The organism is Streptomyces sp. NBC_01381, from assembly GCF_026340305.1.
Classification (GTDB): Bacteria; Actinomycetota; Actinomycetes; order Streptomycetales; family Streptomycetaceae; genus Streptomyces.
Genome location: NZ_JAPEPI010000002.1, coordinates 3,276,871 through 3,296,780, shown reverse-complemented (window position 1 = coordinate 3,296,780; position 19,910 = coordinate 3,276,871). Strand labels below are relative to the sequence as shown.

Annotated in this window: 16 protein-coding genes and 1 pseudogene; 5 read left to right on the top strand and 12 right to left on the bottom strand. The window is 71.8% G+C overall.

All coding sequences use genetic code 11. The features are described from left to right. Window positions 1-13 precede the first annotated feature (13 nt). On the top strand, window positions 14-2,914 hold the full coding sequence (locus OG453_RS36005; protein WP_266872747.1) for a glycoside hydrolase domain-containing protein: 2,901 nt from the start codon (window positions 14-16) through the stop codon (window positions 2,912-2,914). A 151-nt stretch (window positions 2,915-3,065) separates the two neighbouring features. Here the strand turns inward: OG453_RS36005 and OG453_RS36000 are convergent, their stop codons facing one another. After that, complete coding sequence (locus tag OG453_RS36000) at window positions 3,066-3,482, bottom strand: MerR family transcriptional regulator (protein WP_266872746.1); 417 nt, start codon at window positions 3,480-3,482, stop codon at window positions 3,066-3,068. Between the two features lie 28 nt (window positions 3,483-3,510). Between OG453_RS36000 and OG453_RS35995 the strand changes: the two genes are divergently transcribed. Continuing rightward, the gene (locus tag OG453_RS35995; protein ID WP_266872745.1) at window positions 3,511-4,287 is read left to right on the top strand and encodes a methyltransferase domain-containing protein; all 777 of its coding nucleotides are present in this window, start codon (window positions 3,511-3,513) and stop codon (window positions 4,285-4,287) included. Window positions 4,288-4,309: 22 nt separating this feature from the next. Here the strand turns inward: OG453_RS35995 and OG453_RS35990 are convergent, their stop codons facing one another. Then, window positions 4,310-5,518, bottom strand: coding sequence for a CapA family protein (locus OG453_RS35990; RefSeq protein ID WP_266872744.1), 1,209 nt, complete (start codon window positions 5,516-5,518; stop codon window positions 4,310-4,312). 288 nt (window positions 5,519-5,806) lie between these two features. On the opposite strand from OG453_RS35990, the gene OG453_RS35985 reads away from it, so the two are divergent. Together OG453_RS35985 and OG453_RS35980 are read left to right on the top strand one after the other, a co-directional pair. Further along, the gene (locus tag OG453_RS35985; protein WP_266872743.1) at window positions 5,807-6,319 is read left to right on the top strand and encodes a hypothetical protein; all 513 of its coding nucleotides are present in this window, start codon (window positions 5,807-5,809) and stop codon (window positions 6,317-6,319) included. 161 nt (window positions 6,320-6,480) lie between these two features. Next, window positions 6,481-7,140, top strand: a complete 660-nt coding sequence (locus OG453_RS35980) for a zf-HC2 domain-containing protein (protein WP_266872742.1) — start codon at window positions 6,481-6,483, stop codon at window positions 7,138-7,140. A 38-nt stretch (window positions 7,141-7,178) separates the two neighbouring features. Here OG453_RS35980 and OG453_RS35975 read toward each other — a convergent pair. The 3 genes and pseudogenes from OG453_RS35975 to OG453_RS35965 all read right to left on the bottom strand — a co-directional run bounded on the left by OG453_RS35975 (window position 7,179) and on the right by OG453_RS35965 (window position 11,341). After that, a pseudogene (locus OG453_RS35975) lies at window positions 7,179-8,077 on the bottom strand (Fpg/Nei family DNA glycosylase). 27 nt (window positions 8,078-8,104) lie between these two features. After that, a complete protein-coding gene (locus OG453_RS35970) occupies window positions 8,105-10,174 on the bottom strand; it encodes a SpoIIE family protein phosphatase (RefSeq protein ID WP_266872741.1) in 2,070 nt (689 codons plus the stop codon). Between the two features lie 42 nt (window positions 10,175-10,216). After that, the gene (locus OG453_RS35965) at window positions 10,217-11,341 is read right to left on the bottom strand and encodes a DUF6777 domain-containing protein (RefSeq protein ID WP_266872740.1); all 1,125 of its coding nucleotides are present in this window, start codon (window positions 11,339-11,341) and stop codon (window positions 10,217-10,219) included. Between the two features lie 138 nt (window positions 11,342-11,479). Between OG453_RS35965 and OG453_RS35960 the strand changes: the two genes are divergently transcribed. Then, window positions 11,480-12,907, top strand: coding sequence for a lipase maturation factor family protein (locus OG453_RS35960; protein ID WP_266872739.1), 1,428 nt, complete (start codon window positions 11,480-11,482; stop codon window positions 12,905-12,907). On the opposite strand, the gene OG453_RS35955 is transcribed toward OG453_RS35960, so the two are convergent. From OG453_RS35955 to OG453_RS35925, 7 genes are read right to left on the bottom strand one after another with little or no spacing between them, the layout of a single operon-like run. Beyond that, the gene (locus OG453_RS35955; protein WP_266872738.1) at window positions 12,895-13,773 is read right to left on the bottom strand and encodes an amidohydrolase; all 879 of its coding nucleotides are present in this window, start codon (window positions 13,771-13,773) and stop codon (window positions 12,895-12,897) included. The two genes, OG453_RS35960 and OG453_RS35955, sit on opposite strands and share 13 nt — an antisense overlap. Continuing rightward, a complete protein-coding gene (locus OG453_RS35950) occupies window positions 13,773-14,084 on the bottom strand; it encodes an L-rhamnose mutarotase (protein WP_266872737.1) in 312 nt (103 codons plus the stop codon). Before OG453_RS35950 ends, OG453_RS35955 begins: the two co-directional genes overlap by 1 nt. Beyond that, a complete protein-coding gene (locus tag OG453_RS35945; RefSeq protein ID WP_266872736.1) occupies window positions 14,081-15,088 on the bottom strand; it encodes an aldo/keto reductase in 1,008 nt (335 codons plus the stop codon). The genes OG453_RS35950 and OG453_RS35945 overlap by 4 nt, the downstream gene beginning before the upstream one ends. Next, window positions 15,085-15,840 carry an SDR family NAD(P)-dependent oxidoreductase gene (locus OG453_RS35940; protein WP_266872735.1) on the bottom strand — a complete coding sequence of 252 codons (756 nt, stop codon included), beginning with the start codon at window positions 15,838-15,840 and terminating at the stop codon, window positions 15,085-15,087. The genes OG453_RS35945 and OG453_RS35940 overlap by 4 nt, the downstream gene beginning before the upstream one ends. After that, complete coding sequence (locus OG453_RS35935; RefSeq protein ID WP_266872734.1) at window positions 15,837-17,222, bottom strand: L-fuconate dehydratase; 1,386 nt, start codon at window positions 17,220-17,222, stop codon at window positions 15,837-15,839. The genes OG453_RS35940 and OG453_RS35935 overlap by 4 nt, the downstream gene beginning before the upstream one ends. Window positions 17,223-17,270: 48 nt before the next feature. Then, complete coding sequence (locus tag OG453_RS35930; protein ID WP_266872733.1) at window positions 17,271-18,308, bottom strand: ABC transporter permease; 1,038 nt, start codon at window positions 18,306-18,308, stop codon at window positions 17,271-17,273. After that, window positions 18,301-19,908, bottom strand: coding sequence for a sugar ABC transporter ATP-binding protein (locus tag OG453_RS35925; RefSeq protein WP_266872732.1), 1,608 nt, complete (start codon window positions 19,906-19,908; stop codon window positions 18,301-18,303). The genes OG453_RS35930 and OG453_RS35925 overlap by 8 nt, the downstream gene beginning before the upstream one ends. Window positions 19,909-19,910: the final 2 nt, after the last annotated feature.

The window sequence follows — 19,910 nt, the reverse complement described above, 5'->3', positions numbered from 1 at the left end:
TGGGGGAGCACAGATGGGTGAGACTGGTCATCCGGAGCTGGCATGCGGGATCGGCTCCTGGGACAGCGACGTCTACGGCAACCACCGGCTGCTCGTGCGCGCCGACGCCTCCGACACCGCGGCGCCCGCCGTCGCGGCCGAACTTCCGTGGCGGCGCCAGGATCCGGACCCGGCGTCCGTCGACGTGATCGTCGTGGGCCCCTCCGGAGAGCGCGTGCGCAACACGGTGGCCCTGGAGGTGACGGACGAGGCGGGGCGCATCGCCTTCGAGCCGGTGGACGGCCCCGGCACCTACGCCGTGCACTATCTCCCGTACGCGCACACGGGCAAGCCCTACTACCCGCAGGCCGACTACCGCAGGCCGACCAGGACCGCCGACCCCGGCTGGGTCCACCGCTGCGGCCTGCACGACGCCGCCGGGTGGGAGAAGCTGCCGCGCGCCGAGGCCTTCGGATACGAGGCGGCGAGCGCGGTCGACTCGTTCGCACCGCTGGGCTTCGCGGCGACGGCGGACGAGCGCGATCGGCTCCAACGGGCCCATGCCGCCGAGCAGTTCCTCCTCTTCGGCGAGGACAGGGCACATCCGCTCGGCCGCTACCACCGGCTGCCCGCGCGCTGGGCACGGGCCACCCCGTTCACACCGCACACGGCCACGGCCGACCGGGGCGAGTTCCACGCGCTGCAGGTCGGCGTGTACGCACTCGGGGACCTGACGGACGTACGCGCCGAGATCCGCGGGCTGCCCTTCGCCGTGCGGTGCCTCAGCACGGGCGGCATCGACGCGCGGGGCCGGGCCTTCGAGCGGCCCGTCGGTCTCGACGCGGGGCGGGCGGGCGCGCTGTGGTTCGGCGTGGAGGTGCCCGAGGAGGCTGAACCGGGCGTGTACGAGGGCGAAATCGCCGTCCACGCGTCCGGCGCCCCGGAGCGCATCCTGCCGCTGCGGCTCACCGTCGCCGAGGACGTCGTCGCCGACGGCGGTGCCGGGGAGCCGTGGCGGCTCGCGCGGCTCGGCTGGCTGGACTCGGCGTACGCGCAGGACGACGAGGTGGTGGCGCCGTTCACCCCCGTCGAGGCCGACGGGCGGCAGCTGTCGATACTCGGCCGCACGGTCGAACTCGGCCCGGACGGACTCCCCCGCCGGATCGCCTCCACCTTCACCCCAGCCGTCACACGCACCGACGGACCGGCGCGTGAGCTGCTCGCCGCGCCGATCACGCTGGACGTGGGCCGGCCGCTCGACCAGGAGCCGCTCACCTTGGAGCGGCCGGGCCCGGCACGGGCGCGCTGGTCGACGCGGGCGACCGGACAGGATGTACTCCTGTCCGTCCAGGGCGAGTTGGAGGCGGACGGCTTCCTCGTCGTACGCGCCACGGTCGAGGCGACCGCCGACACCGAGCTCGACGTGACGCTCGACGTGCCGGTCCGCGAGGAGGTCGCGCGGTACGCGATGGGGCTCGGCCTGACCGGCCGGGCGTGCCCGACGACGTACGACTGGAACTGGGACACCCCCACCCGCAACCAGGACGCCTTCTGGCTCGGCGACCCGGCGGCGGGCCTCCAGCTGAGCCTGCGCGACGAGCACTACGCGCGGCCGCTCAACACCAACTACTACCGGGAGAAGCCCCTGCGCACGCCGCGTTCCTGGGCGGGCGACGACGGGGCGGGCGGGGTGCGGCTGCGCACGGAGCAAGGCGTCCGGCGGCTGACCGCCTTCAGCGGTCCGCTGACGCTGCGCGCCGGGGAGAGCCGGTGCTTCGAGTTCCGTCTGCTCCTGACCCCGTTCAAACCGCTGGAGCCTGGCCGGCAGCTGTCCGAGCGCTACTTCCACGCGTACGCGTCGCCCGCGGAGATCGCCGAGTACGGCGCGAACGTCGCCAACCTCCACCACGCGACGCCGCCCAACCCCTACATCAACGACCCGCTGCTCGGCGCGGACGCGCTGCGTTCGTACGTGGCGGAGGCGCATCGGCTCGGGGTCCGGGTCAAGGTGTACGACACGGTGCGTGAACTGACGCGGCACACACCGGAGTTGCCGGTGCTCGCCGGGCTCGGGGACGAGATCTTCGCGCCGGGTCCTGGGGGTGGACACGCGTGGCTGCGGGAGCATCTGGGCGGCGACTACGTGCCCGGCTGGGTGGCGCCCGACGTGGGAGATGTCGCGGTCGTCACGTCGGGCGACTCGCGGTGGCACAACTCCTATGTGTGCGGGATCGAGCGGCTGCGACGGGTCGTGGGCGTCGACGGGCTCTACCTCGACGACGTGGCGTACGACCGGACGACGATGAAGCGGGTGCGGAAGGCGCTGGGCGGGGCGGGGGCGTCACCCCCGCTCGTCGATCTGCACTCCTGCAATCAGTTCCGCGAGGCGGACGGGTTCGCGTCCAGTGCGAATCTGTACGCGGAGCTGCTTCCGTACGTGGACCGGCTGTGGCTGGGCGAGCTCTTCGACTATGAGGACGGCGCCGGGGCGGACCCCGCCTACTGGCTCGTGGAGATCTCCGGGATTCCGTTCGGGCTGATGGGCGAGATGCTGGAGGGCGGGGGAAATCCCTGGCGGGGGCTGGTCTTCGGGATGACCGGGCGGGCGCCGATGGTGGATGTGCGGGGGTTGTGGCGGGCCTTCGATCAACTTCGGCTGCCGGAGGCGGAGATGACGGGGTGGTGGGCGTCGCCGTCCATCCACACGGGGCGGGAGGACGTGCTTGCCACGACCTGGGAGGGGCCTGGCGGGACGGTGGCGGCGGTTGCCTCGTGGGCGGCGGGGCCGGTGGACGTCGTGCTGACGTCGGCTGCCGGTGAGCCGGTGGCGGCGTACGCGCCCGCGGTCGAGGGCTTCCAGCCCGAGCGGAGGTTCGCGGCGGGCGAGGGGGTGCCGGTGGCGCCGGGGCGGGGGTGGTTGCTGCGGATCAGCTAGGGGCGGGTACGTCGTGGGGCCGGCCTAAGCGGCTTTGGCGAAGTCCGGTGCGGTTCAGGTGCGCCCCGAAGGGGCGCGGGGAACTGCGCGACCAGCCACGACACAGCCGCAGACGAGCGACGGCACCCTAGCGGCCCTTCCCGCGGAGCGCTCAGTGGCCGACCCGCTCGGCGATGAGCCGTCGGTAGTTCGGGCACTGGGTGACGTCCTCGTACGCGCAGTTCAGACCGCCCTCGATGAGCGTCAATGAGGCCTGGGCCGCCGCGATCGTCGACCGGAGCTCTTCGGCCGCGGGGCGCAGGATCTTGTGCCGGGTGCGGCGGTCGACGGTCGCGGACAGACTCCTGATGGTGGTCAGGCCGAGGCCCGCCTCCTTCAGGATGAGGATCGTCGCCACGCGGGTGAAGTCGTCCGCGCCATAGCGGCGGCGCCCGCCGGCGTCGCGTCCGGGGTGCAGCAGGCCCATCGTCTCCCAGTGCCGCAGCACATGCGTGGCCAGGCCGAACCGTGCCGCGATGGCGCCGATGCTCAACGTGCCGGTGCCGCAGCCGTCTTCGCTTGACTTCATGCCGACATTAAGTCGCAGCATGACGCCCATGTCCAAGAATCAGGAAGCGGTGCGCGAGCACCGCGACACCGAAGCCCTGCTGGCCGTCCTCGACGCCGCGGACCGGCTGCCGAGCGCCGCTCGGCTGCGGGACCGCTCCTACGAACTGCTGTCTCTCGTCCCGGGGTCGACCGTCGTGGACGTCGGCTGCGGCGGCGGACGGGCCGTCGCCGAGCTGGCCGAACGCGGCGTCCACGCGGTGGGGGTGGACCCCGGCCCGGAGATGCTTGCCGCGGCCCAGGGTCGGTGGCCGGGGGCCGAGTTCCGGGAGGCGGGGGCGGAGGATCTGCCGTTCGCCGACGGAAGCGTGCGCGGCTACCGTGCCGACAAGGTCTTCCACGTACTGCGGGAGCCGGGGCGCGCGGTGGCGGAGGCGCGACGGGTGCTCTGTCCGGGCGGCAGGATCGTCCTGGTCGGTCAGGACTGGGACGCCATCATGATCGACTCGGCTGACGCGGAGCTCACCCGCACGATCGTGCACGCCCGCGCCGACCTCCTGGGCACGCCCCGCGCCGGGCGCCAGTACCGCGGCCTGCTCCTGGACGGCGGCTTCGACGACGTCACGGTCGAGGCGCACACCAGCGTGTTCACCGACCCCGCGATGCTGTCGCTGCTCACGAGGCTCGCCGAGCCGGCCTGCGCGAGCGGTGCCGTCGACCGTGCACGGGCGGACGAGTGGCTCGCCGACCAGCGCCGACGCGCCGAGACCGGCCGCTTCCTCGTCGCCATCCCGTTCTTCGTGGCTGCCGCCTCCGCCCCCGCCTGAGCAGGCGCTGTCCGGACACCGGCTACCGGCCCATCACCAAGCCCTGCTTCCCCGCACCGCGGCTCAGCACCACCCTGCGGATACGGTCCCGGACGTCGCCGACGTCCGCCCCGCGCGCCAGCGCCGCGTTCAGATTCACGACCCGGCCCGTGTCCGTGTTGAACCACTGCGGAATGAACTCCGCCTTCTTCACCGCCCAGCGGGCACCCGGCTCGGCAGGCGGGGCGAACGTGAAGCGGCCCAGGGTGCCCTGGTTGCCCCGGGGGTCGTTCTCGCCGTCGTGGTTGATCATGTCGCCGGCGATCTGGTCGCCCATGCCGTACACCACCCAGGTGCCGTTGACCTTCTCGTACGCCTGCGGCACATGCGCGTGCGTACCGACGATCAGGTCGATGTCGGGGCGGCCCGCCGTCCGCGATGACGTCAGCTGCTTGCCGAGGCTCAGCTGGCGGCGGTCCGGTGCGTCCTGCCACTCCGTGCCCCAGTGGACGGAGACCACGACCACGTCGGCGCCTGCCTTGCGGGCCGCCCGCGCGTCCGCGACGATCCGTTCGCGCTGCATGAGGTTGACCGTCCAGGGCTTGCCCTTGGGCAGCGGGTACCCGTTGGTGCCGTAGGTGTACGCCAGTTGCGCGACCTTCGCGCCGCCCGCCCGCAGCCATGCCGGGGACCTGCCCTCGGCGGCCGTGCGGCCCGAACCCGCGTGCTTGACGCCCGCCTTGTCCAGCGCGGCCAGCGTTCGGCGTACCCCCGCGGCGCCGTCGTCGAGCGTGTGGTTGGAGGCGGTCGAGCAGGAGTCGTAGCCGGTGGCCTTCACGGCGCGGGCGATCTGCGGCGGGGACTTGAAGCTGGGGTAGCCGGTGTAGTCGCCGTTCGCGCCGTACACCGTCTCCATGTGACAGATCGCCAGATCCGCCTTGGAGACGACGGGCCTGACGCCCGCGAGCATCGGCTCGAAGTCATGGCCGTCGCCGCCCGCGTCGGCGTTCGCCTTGCTGATGATCGAGGAGTGCGGGAGCACGTCCCCTGAGGCGATGAGGGTGAAGGCGCGCGGCGCGCCCGCGCCGCCGCCCGCCGCGGATGGCGCGGGCGGCCGTACTTCCCGATGGGCGCCGCGCGGGTGCTGTTGCGCGGGCTCCTCATTCGCCGTGCAGGCGGCGGTCCCGGCGAGAGTGGCTCCGATCATTACGGCCGCCAGAACGGCTGTTCCCTGCGGTGTGCGCTGTGTCATCGACCGGGCTCCGTGAATGGGGGATATTCGGCGAAACGAATCCACATTCGGGCACAAGGCCGAGTCAAGCAGCAATGCCTCCATAGTCCCTGAAACGGACTCAAAACCTTCGGCCATGTGACACGAAAGACAGAGGGCATTTGACCTGCGACGAAACCGGGGCCCGGGTCAAAGCTCCGTAAAGCGCCTTGCTCAGCACCCCTGTTGAGTAATCGGCTGTCCTCATCCGTGCTTCGGATTGGGGGCCAGAGGCCGGCGACGCGCACGGACAGAGGAAGGCGAGACGGGATGCTGCACGAGAGCAGAGGAAACGCCGAGGACCCCGGCGGCGAACTGACCGTGCCGATGGCCTGGTTGTACGCGGAGTACATCGCGGACGAATTACTGCGCACCGGCGATTTGATGCCGCCGACATCTTTCGAATACCGAGCGGGGCGTGATGCTCTGGCCCTGACTATTTTCCTCTCCGACACGCGGGGCGAACTGTCGGGCATCCGTGTGGTCTCGCAGCTGGAGACCTGGCTCTCCCTGACGGCCTATGACCAGCCGTGGCAGGACTGGGTCGCCGAGCGGATGGCCGGGCTCGCGGCGGACGCGGCCGCATCCGGCGCCCCCACGCCCGATCTGGAGCTGGCCGACCAGGCCTGGCGGTGGCTGGAGGAGACGGAGCTGCTCGCCCCTGACCTGGACGCGGTGCCGGGCGGCGGGTCGCCCGGGAGCGAGGACGACGGGCCGAAGGTGTGGACGGCCGCCTGGCGCCTGGGGCTGCCGCTGGGGCATCTGGCGATCCACTTGTTCTGATAGGTCTCGTTCTGATACGTCGCCGACCGCGCCGCTTTGTGGCACGAGGCCACGCCACGACACGAATGACTGTTCTGCCGCCGCGTCTTGAGTGATTCGGCGGTCCACTGCGTACGGAAGGGCAAGAAGCAACCTGACCCACACAGAACGCAAGGAACGCCATGAGGTCCCTGGAGCGGCATCGCGACGCCGGCGCCTACGCGCTCGGTGTCCTCGACGCGGCGGACACCTTCCGCTTCGACGATCACCTCATGGACTGCCCGGTCTGCCGTGATCTGGTCACCGAACTGACCCCGACAGCACGGCAGTTGGCGGCATACGCCCGGGTGACGCCACCGCGCGTCGACCCGCTGGCCACGGCAGGACCCGGCCTGCTCGACCGGCTGCTCGCCGATGCCGGGCGGCTGCGGCGCAGGGCGGCCGGGCGCCGGCGGTGGCTGTACGCGGTCGCCGCGAGCGTCGTGCTCGCCGTGGCGGGGCCCGCGGTGGCGGTCCTCACCGCCGACGGCCCCGGCCCCGAGCGGATCACTGCGCGGGACGGCCGCACCGGCGTCTCGGCGACGCTCACCGCGCACGACCGCGCCTGGGGCACGGACATCGGGCTCCGTGTGGATGACCCGGAGGGTTCCCGGGTCTGCGAACTCGTCGCCATCGCCGCCGACGGCTCCGAGCAGCCGGTGACCACGTGGAAGGTGCCCGCCGGTGCGCCGTCGGACGGGGTGTCGACGCAGGGCGGCGCCGCGCTCCCCCGCGAGGACATCGACCGGTACGAGGTGCGCACCACGGCGGGCAAGCACCTCCTGACGCTCGACCGCCGCTGAACCCCGCCACGACTGAACCCCGCTACTGCTGACCCCCGCTACTTGAGCAACCGTGACATCCGGCGGTCCGCGAGCCGTCTGCCGCCGGTCTGGCAGGTGGGGCAGTACTGCAGCGAGGAGTCGCTGAAGGAGACCTCCCGGATGGTGTCGCCGCAGACCGGGCACGGCTCACCCGTACGGCCGTGGACGCGCAGGCCGCTCTTCTTCTCCGCCTTGAGCCGGCCCGCCGCGACCCCGTGCGAGCGCTCCACCGCCTCGCTCAGCGTGGTCCGCAGCGCCGCATACAGCCCATGGGTCTCCTCCTTCGTCAGGCTCGAAGCCAGCTTGTACGGGGACATCCGGGCCGCGTGCAAGATCTCGTCGCTGTACGCGTTCCCGACACCGGCGATCAGGGTCTGGTCCCGCAACGCGCCCTTGATCTGGCGTCGTTCGTCCGCCAGGAGCCCCGCGAAACGCTCCTCGTCGAAGTCGTCGGCGAGCGGGTCGGGGCCGAGACGGGCGATGCCCGGGATCTGCGCCGGATCCTCGGTGACGTACACGGCGAGGCGCTTCTGCGTGCCCGCCTCCGTCAGGTCGAAGCCCTCGCCGGTCTCCAGCGCGACCCGCAGGGCGAGCGGGCCCTTGCCGGGGCGTGGCACGCCGTCGGGCAGCCGGTCCTTCCAGTGCAGCCAGCCGGCGCGGGCAATGGGGTCTCCCCTGCTCGAGCGAAGCCGAGAGCTTGGGGAAGGGTGACCAGGTGCAGGCCGTCCGCGTCGATGTCGAGGAACTTGCCGTGCCGCGCCACGCCCGTGACGGGCCGGCCTTCGAGGGCGGTGAGCGCGGGGTCGTACGTCTTCAGAACGCTGACCGCGACGGGCAGCACCCGGACGATCTCGTGGCCGACGAGGTGGTCGGTGAGGAAGGCACGCAGCGCCTCGACCTCGGGGAGTTCCGGCATCCACTCACTCCTGACCCTGACCCTGACCTAGCCGTTGCTGTCCCGCTCGGGCACGATGAACTCGCACCACACGCACTTGCCGGTCCCCCGCGAGTCCACACCCCACACGTCCGCGAGCATGTCCACCAGGAGCAGACCGCGGCCCGACACCCCCGACTCCCCGGCCTCCCTGCGGCGAGGCAGCGCGCTTGACGAGTCCTCGACCTCGACGCGAAGGCGCCGGTCGGGGCCGGTCAGGACGCGCAGGGTCACGATCGCCGCGCCGTCGGTGTGCATCAGGGCGTTGGTGATGACCTCGTCGGCGACCAGCTCGACCTCATCCGCACGGTCCTTGGCCCCCCAGGCGCGGACGGCGGCCCTGATCATGTGCCGGGCCTCGGCGAGCGCCTCCGGATCGCCGGGGCCGACATGCTGCTGGAGGCGGCCTCCGGAGCGCGGCGCGTCCAGGAGGCGGCGGCGCAGGAGAAGGAGGGCCGCGTCGTCGTCGCCGCCCCGCTCGTCGACGATCGAGCAGAGCCGGTCGGCGAGCTGCTGGAGGTCGCGCGGGCCCGAGCAGGCGAGGTCGCCGAGCGCCCGAAGGCCGTCGTCGAGGTCGGCGCCCGGCTCCTCGATGAGACCGTCGGTGAAGAGCAACAGGGTCTGTCCCGCGTCGAGTTCGAGGGTGCTGACGGGGTATTCGAGACCGCCGAACTCGGCGGAGAGGCCCAGCGGGAGCCCACCGTCGACCGGCACCCTGCGGCAGCTCCCGTCGGTCTGCTGGAGCAGCGGATCGATGTGCCCGGCCCGCACCAGCTGGACGACGCCCGTCGACAGATCGGCCTCGGCGTAGAGGCAGGTGGCGAAGCGCTCGGTGTCCAGCTCGTGCAGGAAGCCCGATGCGCGGGCCATGACGGTGGCGGGGGTGTGCCCCTCGGCGGCATAGGCGCGCAGGACGATGCGCAGCTGACCCATGACGGCCGCGGCGTGGGTGTCATGACCTTGTACGTCGCCGATGACGGCCCCGACCCGGCCGCCGGGCAGCGGGATCACGTCGTACCAGTCGCCGCCGATGTCCCGGCCGAGCGCCGCCGAGCGGTAGCGGACCGCGATCTCGGCGCCCTGGACGCCGGGGATGGTGCGCGGCAGCATCGCCTGCTGGAGGCCCTGGGCGAGGTCCTTCTCCTGCTCGTAGAACATCGCGCGCTGCAGGCTCTGCGCGATGCCGCTGCCCAGGGCGACCAGGACGTTGCGTTCCTCCTCGGTGAAGCCGGTCTTCTCCTGGTAGAGCAGGCCGAGCACGCCGATCGGCCTGGCCTGCGCGATCAACGGCAGATAGGCGGCCGCGGTGATGCCGAGCTTGTCGATGTGCGGCCACAGCTCCGGGTACGAGGCCGCGAACTCGGCGGCCGTCTCGATGAAGCGCGGCGCGAGCGTGCGCACCACCTCGCTCATCGGATACGGCTCGTCGACGCGGCTGAACTTGGTGCCCGGCACGAAGCTGCCCGTCGGCCCCTCCGCGACAAGACGGATCCGCCCGGCCTCGACCAGGCCCATGACGAGGTTCGACGCGCCCAGGTGGGCCAGGCCGTGGGTGTCCTTGAGCACGTCGATGACGTCCCGCACGGTACGGGCGTGCGCGAGGGCCGCTGTGGTGCCCTGCACGATGCTCGTGCGGCGCCGCCGGTCCTCCTCCTCGTCGGCGCGCTCGCGCCGGGCCGTGCTGTCGCCCAGCTCCTGGGTGGCGTCGCGGACGATGCCGACGATGCGGCGCGGGCGGCCCGTCCCGTCGCGTTCGATGTGCCCCTGGGTGTGTGTCCAGCGCAGCCCGCCGTCGCGCAGCCGGATGCGGAAGTAGATGCCGTAGGTCCGGCTGCCGTCCTTGAGCGCGTGCGAGACGTACGCGTCCAGGCGGTGCGCCTCGATGGGCGGGACCCGCACGGCCAGGGTCGCCGGATGGCCGTCGTACTCGTCGGCCCGCAGGTCGAAGACCTCCAGGCCCGCGGCGTCCAGGTGCATCAGACCGCTGTCGAGGTCCCAGTCGAAGCAGCCTGTCCGGTTGAGCGCCAGGATCGGCCGCGGGTCCGCTGGCCAGCCGTCCGGCAGTGACGTGGGCGTCATGACACTTCATGATTCTTCGCTGTCGGGCCCGAGCGCGCACGCTCAGCTCTCGAAAGCGCCGGGATCGCTGGTCAGCGGGGTGTCGGGCAGGGACGGGCCGTCGGGTCCTGTCTCGTCGCCGGGGTCCTGCTGCGTGGTGTCGTCCTCGGGTGTGCTGGGCTCGTCCGTCGACGGAGTAGCCGAGGTGGGGGTGGGGCAGCCGGGCGGGGGCGGGGAGGGCGGCTCTGTTCCCGTGGCAGGGCTGGGCGTCGGGCAGTCCGCGGAGGTGGTGCCCGGGTCGGTGGGGGGCTCGCTGCTCTCTGAGTCGCTCGGCGTGGGGGGCGACGTACTCGGCGTCGGCGTGCTCGGGGTCGCAGTGCTCGGCGTAGGCGTAGATGTCGGGCGCGGCGGGGGCACCCTGTGGTCGTGGTCGCCGTGGTGGTCGCCGGTCTTCCGCTCGATCCAGGTGTTGTTGACGATGTTCACGATGGTGATGTTCGTGATGATCTTCGGTGCCGGGGTCACGACGATCACCTGCGTCGGGCGGTAGCCGGGCCACTGCTGCCCTTGCCGGCTCGGGGTGCCCTGCAGCGCGACGGGCGGCTTCAGCGGGTTCCCGCAGGCGCACCGCACACGCGGCAGTCCACGGTTGTCGACGAGGACGGCGGTGCCCGTCTGCAGCACCGACTGGTAGCCGGTGGCCTGACCACTGCGGTAGCCGTGGTTCGTGACGCGGGTGTCGGCCCGCAGCACGACGGGGGTCAGGCCGCGCAGGAAGCCGGGGATGTCGGCCTGGGAGATGCCCGACACCTGGGCGAAGGCGCGGGCCTTGCTCTGGTCGGCGGTGAGGAAGCGGACCTGGGCGTCGACGTCGCAGCTGCCGACGGACTGTGTGCCGCCGTAGAGGCCCGGTGTGCTGCCCGAGTAGGAGCGGGCGCCCTGGTGGGCCGTGGGCGACGACGTTCCGCTCGGTGCGGGCTGCGGCGAACGGGTGACGGGCGAGGGGGTCGCCGTGGACGTGGCGGTGGAGTCGGTGAAGGGGTCGGGTCCCTCGGCGGCGGCGGGCTGCATGAACAGCTCGGACCCGCCGTCGGCGGCGTTCTTCTCGCCTCCGCCGGAGCATCCCGCGACGGCGATGGCCATGGATATCGCGAAGGCCGTCGCATAGGTCCTGGTGGGCACTCGCACCCTGCTCTCCCGCCTCTTTTCGGCCACTTTCCACCCATTCTGTGAGGGCGTCGGGACGTACGCGCAAGCCGAGGGACGGGCGCCGGGTCCGCGCGGGCCGAGGGGTGCCAGGCGCCGGTTCGGGCGCAAAATGGGCGGGTGCAGTGGTTCACGGCAGATCAGTACTGGCTCGGCCGACTCGTCTTCCAGCGGGCGCTGGCCGCCGTCTACCTCGTCGCGTTCCTGAGCGCCGTACTGCAGTTCCGCGCGCTGATCGGGGAGCGCGGCATGCTGCCGGTGCCGCGCTACGTGGAGCAGGTGCCGTTCCGCCAGGCGCCGAGCCTCTTCCAGCTGCACTACTCGGACCGCTTCTTCGCCGCGGTCTGCTGGGCGGGCTGCGGCTGCGCGGCGGCGCTGGTCGCGGGGGTCGACGGGCTGCTGCCGCTGTGGGGCGGGATGCTCCTCTGGATCGTGCCCTGGGTGCTCTACCTGTCGATCGTGAACGTGGGGCAGACCTGGTACGCCTTCGGCTGGGAGTCACTGCTCCTGGAGGTGGGCTTCCTCGCCGTCTTCCTCGGCAACGACGAGACCGCTCCCCCGGTCCTTGTGCTGTTCCTGCTGCGCTGGGTGCTGTTCCGTGTCGAGTTCGGGGCCGGGCTGATCAAGATGCGCGGCGACGCCTGCTGGCGCAAGCTCACCTGCCTGTACTTCCACCACGAGACCCAGCCGATGCCGGGCCCGCTGAGCTGGTTCTTCCATCACTTGCCGAAGCCCGTCCACCGGATGGAGGTCGCGGCGAACCACTTCACCCAACTCGTCGTCCCTGTCCTCCTGTTCACGCCGCAGCCGATCGCGACGGGCGCGGCCTGCCTGATGATCGCCACCCAGCTGTGGCTGGTCCTGTCCGGGAACTTCAGCTGGCTGAACTGGATCACGATCGTGGTCGCCCTGTCGGTCCTGGACTTCGGCGGCGTGGGCGCACCGGCCGATCCGCCCGCCGCCCCGCTCTGGTACGAGGTGATGGTCATCGCCGTGACCGCGCTGCTCCTCGGCCTGAGTTACCGCCCGGCGCGGAACCTCGTCTCGCGCCGCCAGATCATGAACTACGCCTTCGACCCGCTCCATCTCGTCAACGCCTACGGCGCGTTCGGCAGCATCAGCCGCGTCCGCATGGAGGTCGCGATCGAGGGCACGGCGGACACCACGCCGCGTCACGACTCGCGTTGGCTGGAGTACGAGTTCAAGGGCAAGCCGGGCGATGTGCGGCGCTGGCCACGCCAGTTCGCGCCCTACCATCTGCGGCTCGACTGGTTGATGTGGTTCGCCGCGCTCTCCCCCGCCTACGCCCGGCCGTGGTTCGGCCCGCTGGTGGAGCGGCTCCTGGACGGCGACCGGGACACCCTGCGGCTGCTGCGCCGCTCCCCGTTCCCGCCGGACGCGCCGCCCGCGTACATCCGGGCGCGCCTGTACCGCTACCGCTACACGACCTGGCGGGAGCTGCGCGAGACGGGCGCCTGCTGGGAGCGGACGTATGTGCGTGAGTTCATGCCGCCGACGCGGGTCGGCCAGGCGGCTCAGAGGCGGTAGACGCGGGTGGCGGTCCCTGCGAACACGGCGGCACGTTCCGCGCCGCTCAGCGAGTCGGTCAACTCCCGTGCCAGGTCGGCGACTTCGCCGTACGAGGCGTCCAGGGTGCAGACGGGCCAGTCGGAGCCGAACATCAGCCGGTCCGGGCCGAAAGCGTCAAGGACGGTGTCGGCGTACGGCCGCAGATCGTCGACCGTCCAGCTCTTCGGGTCCGCCTCGGTCACCAGGCCGGAGAGTTTGCAGACGGTGTTGGGCAGCGCGGCGAGGACGCGGACGTCGGCGGCCCAGGGTGCCAGGTCGCCGGACGCGATCGGCGGCTTGCCCAAGTGGTCGAGCACGAAGGTGAGTCCGGGGTGCTCCCGGGCCGCATCGACGCAGGCGGGCAGTTGATGGGGCAGCACCACGAGGTCGTAGGCGAGGCCTGTGTCGGCGACCGCGTTCAGACCACGGCGTACGTCGGGCCGCAGCAGCCACCGCGGGTCGGGCTCCCCCTGGACCTGATGCCGGATGCCGACCAGATACTGCCTGCCGGGAAGCTCGCACAGCTCGGCGAGCGCGTCGGCGACATCGGGGCGGGTGAGGTCGGTCCAGCCCACGACACCCGCCACGAGCTCGGGGTCCGCCGCGGCAAGGGCGAGGAGTTCGGGGGTCTCGTCGGCGACGGTGACCGTCTGGACGACGACGGTCGCCGCGACCTTGGCGGCGCGGGCCTCGGGCAGCAGATCGGCCAGGGAGAAGTCCCGGCGGATCGGGGCGAGTGCGTCGCCGGTGATCCAGTCCTGGTCGCGTACGGAGAGGTCCCACACGTGGTGGTGGGCGTCGACCATCCACGCCGCCGGTTCGGCGGTCCACGCCGATTCGCTCATCACAGCTCCCATACGACGGGCAGTCCCGCCTCCGCGCCGTCGGCCGAGTAGTCGTGCACGACATCGAGCAGCTCGCCCATGCGTGCCTGCCAGGCGATGTTGACCGGCAGCTTCTCCAGTTCGGCGAGCATACGGGGGTAGTCGGCGCACTCCAGGACGTGGAAGAGGTCGGTGCCGCTGCGCCAGATCGTCCAGGAGGTGGCGCCCGCCGCGCGGATGGCGGCGGCGAGCTCGTCGGGCACCTCGCGGTGGGCGGCGTCGTACTCGGCGACGCGGTCGGCGCGAACCTTGGTGTGCAGGGCGACTCTCACGCGGACTCCTCACTGGGGACGGGAACTTCGGCGGGCAGCAGCCCCTCGGCCCTGACGTCCCGCCAGAAGGCGTCGGGCACCGCCCGCGCGAACTGCTCGGCCGCGTCCCGGACTTCGTACGCCGAGCGAGCGCCGACGAGGACACCGGTGACGGACGGGTGGGCGAGCGGGAAGGCGATGGCGGCGGCACGCAGGGTGGTGCCGTGCCGTTCGGCCATGGCCTTCAGCCGGAGGGCGCGGTCCAGGAGGCCGGCGGGCGCGGCCGCGTAGTCGTAGGTGGCGCCGGGCCCGGGGTCGGCGAGCAGGCCGGAGTTGAAGACCCCGCCCATCACCACCGATGTGCCGTGCTTCTGTGCCGCCGGGAGCAGATCGGTGAGCGCGCTCTGGTCGAGGAGTGTGTAGCGACCCGCGCACAGCACGGCGTCGACGTCCGTGTCGCGGACGAAGCGGGTGAGCATGGCCGTCTGGTTCATGCCGGCGCCGATCGCACCGACGACGCCCTCCGCGCGCAGCCGTTCGAGGGCCGGATAGCCCTCGCGGAAGGCCTGCTCGGCGTGGTCGTCCGGGTCGTGGAGGTAGACGATGTCGACGCGGTCGAGGCCCAGGCGGGTGAGGCTGTCCTCCAAGGAGCGGCGCACGCCGTCCGCGCTGAAGTCCCAGACGCGGCGGTGCGTGGCGGGCACGGCGAAGCCGTTGGCGAGGTCGTCGCCGACCGGCCGCCCTGCCACCGGTTCGAGGATCCGGCCCGCTTTGGTGGAGAGTGCGTACGCGTCACGGGGGCGCGCCCGCAGCGCCTCGCCGAGCCTGCGCTCCGACAGGCCCATGCCGTAGTGCGGCGCGGTGTCGAAGCAGCGGATGCCCGCGTCCCACGCGGCGTCGACCGCCGCGGCCGCCTCCTCGTCGGTGACGGGCGCATAGAGGTTGCCGATGCCGGCGGCGCCGAAGGACAGCTCGGTCACCTCGACGCCGCCGGGTCCCAGGGTGCGCCGCGCGATGCCGCTCACCGGCCCGCCGGGCGCAGTCGCAGGCCCTGCATGCCGCCGTCCACGGCTAGCGCGGTGCCGGTGGTGGCGCCGGAGAGGGGGCTCGCCAAGTAGGCGATGGCGCCCGCGACTTCGTCCGCAGACACGAGGCGTCCGGTGGGCTGGCGGGCCTGGAGCGCGGCTCGCTCGGCGGCCGGGTCGGGCGCGGCGTCCAGGAGCCTGCCGACCCACGGGGTGTCGACGGTGCCGGGGTTGACGCAGTTGACGCGCACCCCCTCGCGGACGTGGTCGGCGGCCATCGCGAGGGTCAGCGAGAGCACCGCTCCCTTCGACGCCGAGTACAGGGCGCGCTGCGGGAGTCCGGCGGTGGCGGCGATGGAGCAGGTGTTGACGATCGCCGCACGGCCGGAGTCCCTGAGATGCGGCAGGCAGGCACGGCTGGTGCGGACGATCCCGAGGACGTTGACGTCAAGGACAGTGTGCCACTGGGCGTCGTCGTTGTCCTCGACCGTCCCCTGGGCGCCGATCCCGGCGTTGTTGATCAGTACGTCGAGTCCGCCGAGGCCGGCCACGGCGGCGGCGACGGCCTCGCGTACCGACGCGTCGTCCGAGACGTCGGCGCGGTGGCCGGTGAGCGGCTTCTCCACGGTGCTCGGGTCGAGGTCGAGCACGGCCACCTGGGCGCCGCGCGCGGCCAGCAGTTCGGCGGTGGCACGGCCGATGCCGGAGGCTCCGCCGGTGACGAGGGCCTTCAGCCCCTCGAAGTCGGTCATGCGGCTGCTCCTTTTCCTTGAGGGATGGCGCCTTGAGCGAGTGCGTCTTGGGCGACTGCGTCTTGAGCAAGGTCTGCGGCCCAGAAGGCGCCGTCCGGATAGGTGAACTCCGCGAGGGACTCGGGCCGCATGGTGGCGGAGAAGCCCGGCGCGCCGGGGGCCGTGTAGTGGCCGGCGCGCACCACCACCGGGTCGGTGAAGTGTTCGTGGAGATGGTCGACGTACTCGATGACGCGGTTCTCGGTGGTCCCCGAGAGCGCCACGTAGTCGAACATCGACAGGTGCTGGACCAGTTCGCACAGGCCCACGCCGCCCGCGTGCGGGCAGACCGGGACGCGGAACTTGGCGGCGAGCAGCAGGATCGCGAGGTTCTCGTTGACGCCGCCGACGCGGGCCGCGTCGATCTGCAGGACGTCGATGGCGCCCGCCTGGAGGAGCTGCTTGAAGACGATGCGGTTCTGTACGTGCTCGCCGGTGGCGACCTTGACGGGGGCGACGGCCTCGCGGATCGCGGCGTGGCCGAGGACGTCATCGGGGCTGGTGGGCTCCTCCACCCAGTACGGGTCGAACTCGGCGAGGGCGCGGGTCCATTCGACGGCCTCGTCGACGTTCCAGCGCTGGTTGGCGTCGATCGCCATCCGGATGCCGGGCCCGATCGCCTCGCGTGCGGTGCGGCAGCGGCGTACGTCGTCCGCCAGGTCCGCGCCGACCTTCAGCTTGATCTGCGTGAAGCCGTCGGCCACGGCCTGGCGGGCGAGGCGGGTGAGCTTCTCGTCGCTGTAGCCGAGCCAGCCCGGTGAAGTGGTGTAGCCGGGGAAGCCGCGCTCCCGCAGCACGGCCTCCCGGTCGGCGGCACCGTGGCGGCCCAACTGGAGGAGATCCAAGGCCTCTTGGGGGGTGAGCGCGTCCGCGATGTAGCGGAAGTCGACCTGCGAGACGAGCCACTGCGGGTCGGCGTCCGCGAGGAACTGCCACAGCGGCTTGTGCGCGCGCTTGGCCGCCAGGTCCCACAGTGCGTTGACGACGGCCCCGATCGCCATGTGCATCACGCCCTTCTCGGGGCCGAGCCAGCGCAGTTGGCTGTCCCCGATCAGGTCGCGGTTCAACGTCCCCGGATCGGCGCAGAGTTCCTCGACGGAGCGGCCGAGCACGTGGTGGCGCAGCGAGGCGATCGCGGCGACCTGGACGTCGTTGCCGCGCCCGATGGTGAAGGTGAAGCCGTGACCTTCGAGGCCGTCTTCCGCGTCGGTGCGCAGCACCACGTAGGCGGCGGAGTAGTCGGGGTCCGGGTTCATCGCGTCGGATCCGTCCAGTTCCCGTGAGGTCGGAAACCGTACGTCGAAGGTGTCAACCGCGGTGATGCGGGCGGGAGTCGGGGACACGGGAGGCCTTTCCGGAAAGGGGCAAGGAGGCGCTGAACCAGAACGGGGTCAGTCCTGTGCGCGCCCCGTGGTGACGCGCGCGATCATCAGGGCGACCAGGATGATTCCGCCGTAGATGGCCTGGATCCAGAAGGACGGCACCTGGGCGAGGGTGAGCAGGTTCTGGACGACACCGAGCAGCAGTACGCCGGTGAGAGCGCCGAACATGGTGCCCTTGCCGCCGTCGAGACTGATGCCGCCGATGACCGCGGCCGCGAACACCGTGAAGATCATGTTCTGGCCCTGGTTGGCGTTGATCGCGCCGACGTACCCGGTCTGCATCAGCCCGCCGAGGGCCGCGAGCACACCGGCGACGACGAACACGCCGAGCATCACGCGCTCCACCCGGATGCCGGCGGCGCGCGCCGCGTCCGCGTTGCCGCCGATCGCGTACAACGCCCGCCCCACGCGGTGGTACTTGAGGACGAAGCCCGCGATGCCGAAGGCGGCCGCCGCGAGCCACACGGAGAGCGGGATGGTCAGGAAGGTGGAGGTGGCGAGGGTGTAGAAGGCGTCGGGCATGCCGAAGAGCGTCTTGCCCTCGGTGGCGCCGACGAGCAGTCCGCGCAGCACGATCAGCATGGCGAGCGTCACGATGAACGCGTTGAGCTTGAGCTTCACCACGAGGATGCCGTTGAAGGCGCCGATGACCGCGCCGACCACGAGGATCGCGAGCAGGGCCACCGCGGCGGGCATCTCGGTGCCGAAGCCGGCCTGCGCGGCGGGCAGGACCAGGAGCGCGCCAACGGCGGGTGCGATGCCGACGACCGACTCCAGGGAGAGGTCGAACTTGCCGGTGATGAGGACGAGCGACTCGGCGAGCACGACCATCGCGAGGGCCGCGGAGGCGCCGAGGATGGAGATGAGGTTGCGCTCGGTGAGGAACGAGTCGTTGACCAGGGTGCCGAGGAGCATGAGGAGCAACAGGGCGGGGACCAGGGCGAGTTCGCGTGCGCGGCGTAGGAGGATGCTTTGCGCTGCGCGGGCTTCGGCAGGGCTTTTTGCTGCCGGGGTGGCCTTCGCGGCCGGGGCCTTGAGGTCAGCCATGGTGGTCTCCTTGTGCGTCGGCCGCGGGCCGGTGGGGGCTGGTCGCGCAGTTCCCCGCGCCCCTGGCGGGGGCCGTGGTGCCCACCCCCTCGATTGATGCGATCAGGTCGTGGTCGTTGAAGCCCGCCGCGTGTTCCGCGACGACCCGGCCGTGGAAGAGGACCAGCACGCGGTCGCAGCGGCGTAGGTCGTCCAGTTCGTCGGAGACGACCAGGACGGCGGTTCCGTCCTCTCGGGCGTTGTCCATGCGGGCGAGCAGGGACTCCTTGGACTTCACGTCCACGCCGGCCGTCGGGTTGATGAGGACGAGGAGGCGCGGGTCGGAGGCGAGTGCGCGGGCCATCACGACCTTCTGGGCGTTGCCGCCCGAGAGGTCGGACACCGGCTGGTCGGGGCCCTCGGCGTGGATGTCGAGGCGGTCGATCAGCTCCTCGGCGAAGCCGCGCTTGCGTTCGGTGCCGACGAAGCCGTACTTCCCGAGCCGGTCGAGCACGGTCATCGTGGCGTTGTCGCCGATGGACATGCCGAAGACGAGGCCCTGGTCGTGCCGGTCGCGCGGCACACAGCCGACCCCGGCGCGCAGAGTGGCGGTCACATCGCCGAACGGCAGTCGCCTGCCGTCCAGTTGAGCGGTGCCGCCGGTCGGCGTGTGCAGTCCGGCGATGGTCTCCGCCAGGTTGATCTTGCCGCTGCCGCTGGACCCGGCGAGGCCGACGACTTCGCCCTTGCGGACGGTCAGGTCGACGTCCGCGTACGACTCACTCGTCAGGCCTCTGACGTCGAGCATCACCGGGGCGTCGGCGGGGACCTCGGTCCGGGCGACGGACTCCTCGGCCGCGGCCTGCTCCGTCAGGGCCTCGCCCGCCATCGCCTCCACGAGGGCGGCGCGCGGCAGTTCGGCCACGGGCGCGGTGGTGATCCAGCGGGCGTCGCGCAGGACGGTGACGGTCTGGCAGACCTCGTACACCTCCTGGAGATGGTGAGAGATGAAGAGGAAGGTGACGCCGGATTCCTGCAGTGCCCGCATCCGTGTGAAGAGCCGCTCGATCTCGCGGTTGTCGAGCTGCGCGGTCGGCTCGTCGAGGACGATGAAGCGGGCGCCGAAGCTCAACGCCCGTGCGATCTCCACCATTTGGCGGTCCTCGACCTTGAGCTCGGCGGTGCGCGCTTCCGGGTCGACGCGTACGTCCCAGGTGTCGAGGACCTGCGCCGCCTCCACCCGCAGCCTGCGCCAGCTGATGAAGCCGCCGCGGCCCTCGGGCTGCCGGTTGATGAAGAGGTTCTCGGCGACGGTCAGTTCGGGGACGACGGTCGGCTTCTGGTAGACGCAGGCGACCTTGCGGCGCCAGGCGTCGCGGTCGGCGAGCGGCGGCGCGGGCTCGCCGTCGAAGCGGACGGTGCCCGCGTCCGGGGCCTGGAGTCCGGTGAGGACGGTGACCAGGGTGGACTTGCCCGCGCCGTTGCGGCCGACGAGGGCGTGGGACTCACCGGGCAGGACGGTGAGACGGCCGTCCTGCAGGGCGACGGTGGGTCCGTACCGCTTGACTATGCCGCTCGCCTCGACGAGCGGCGTCGCCCCTGTCGTGGGGGGCTTGCTCATCG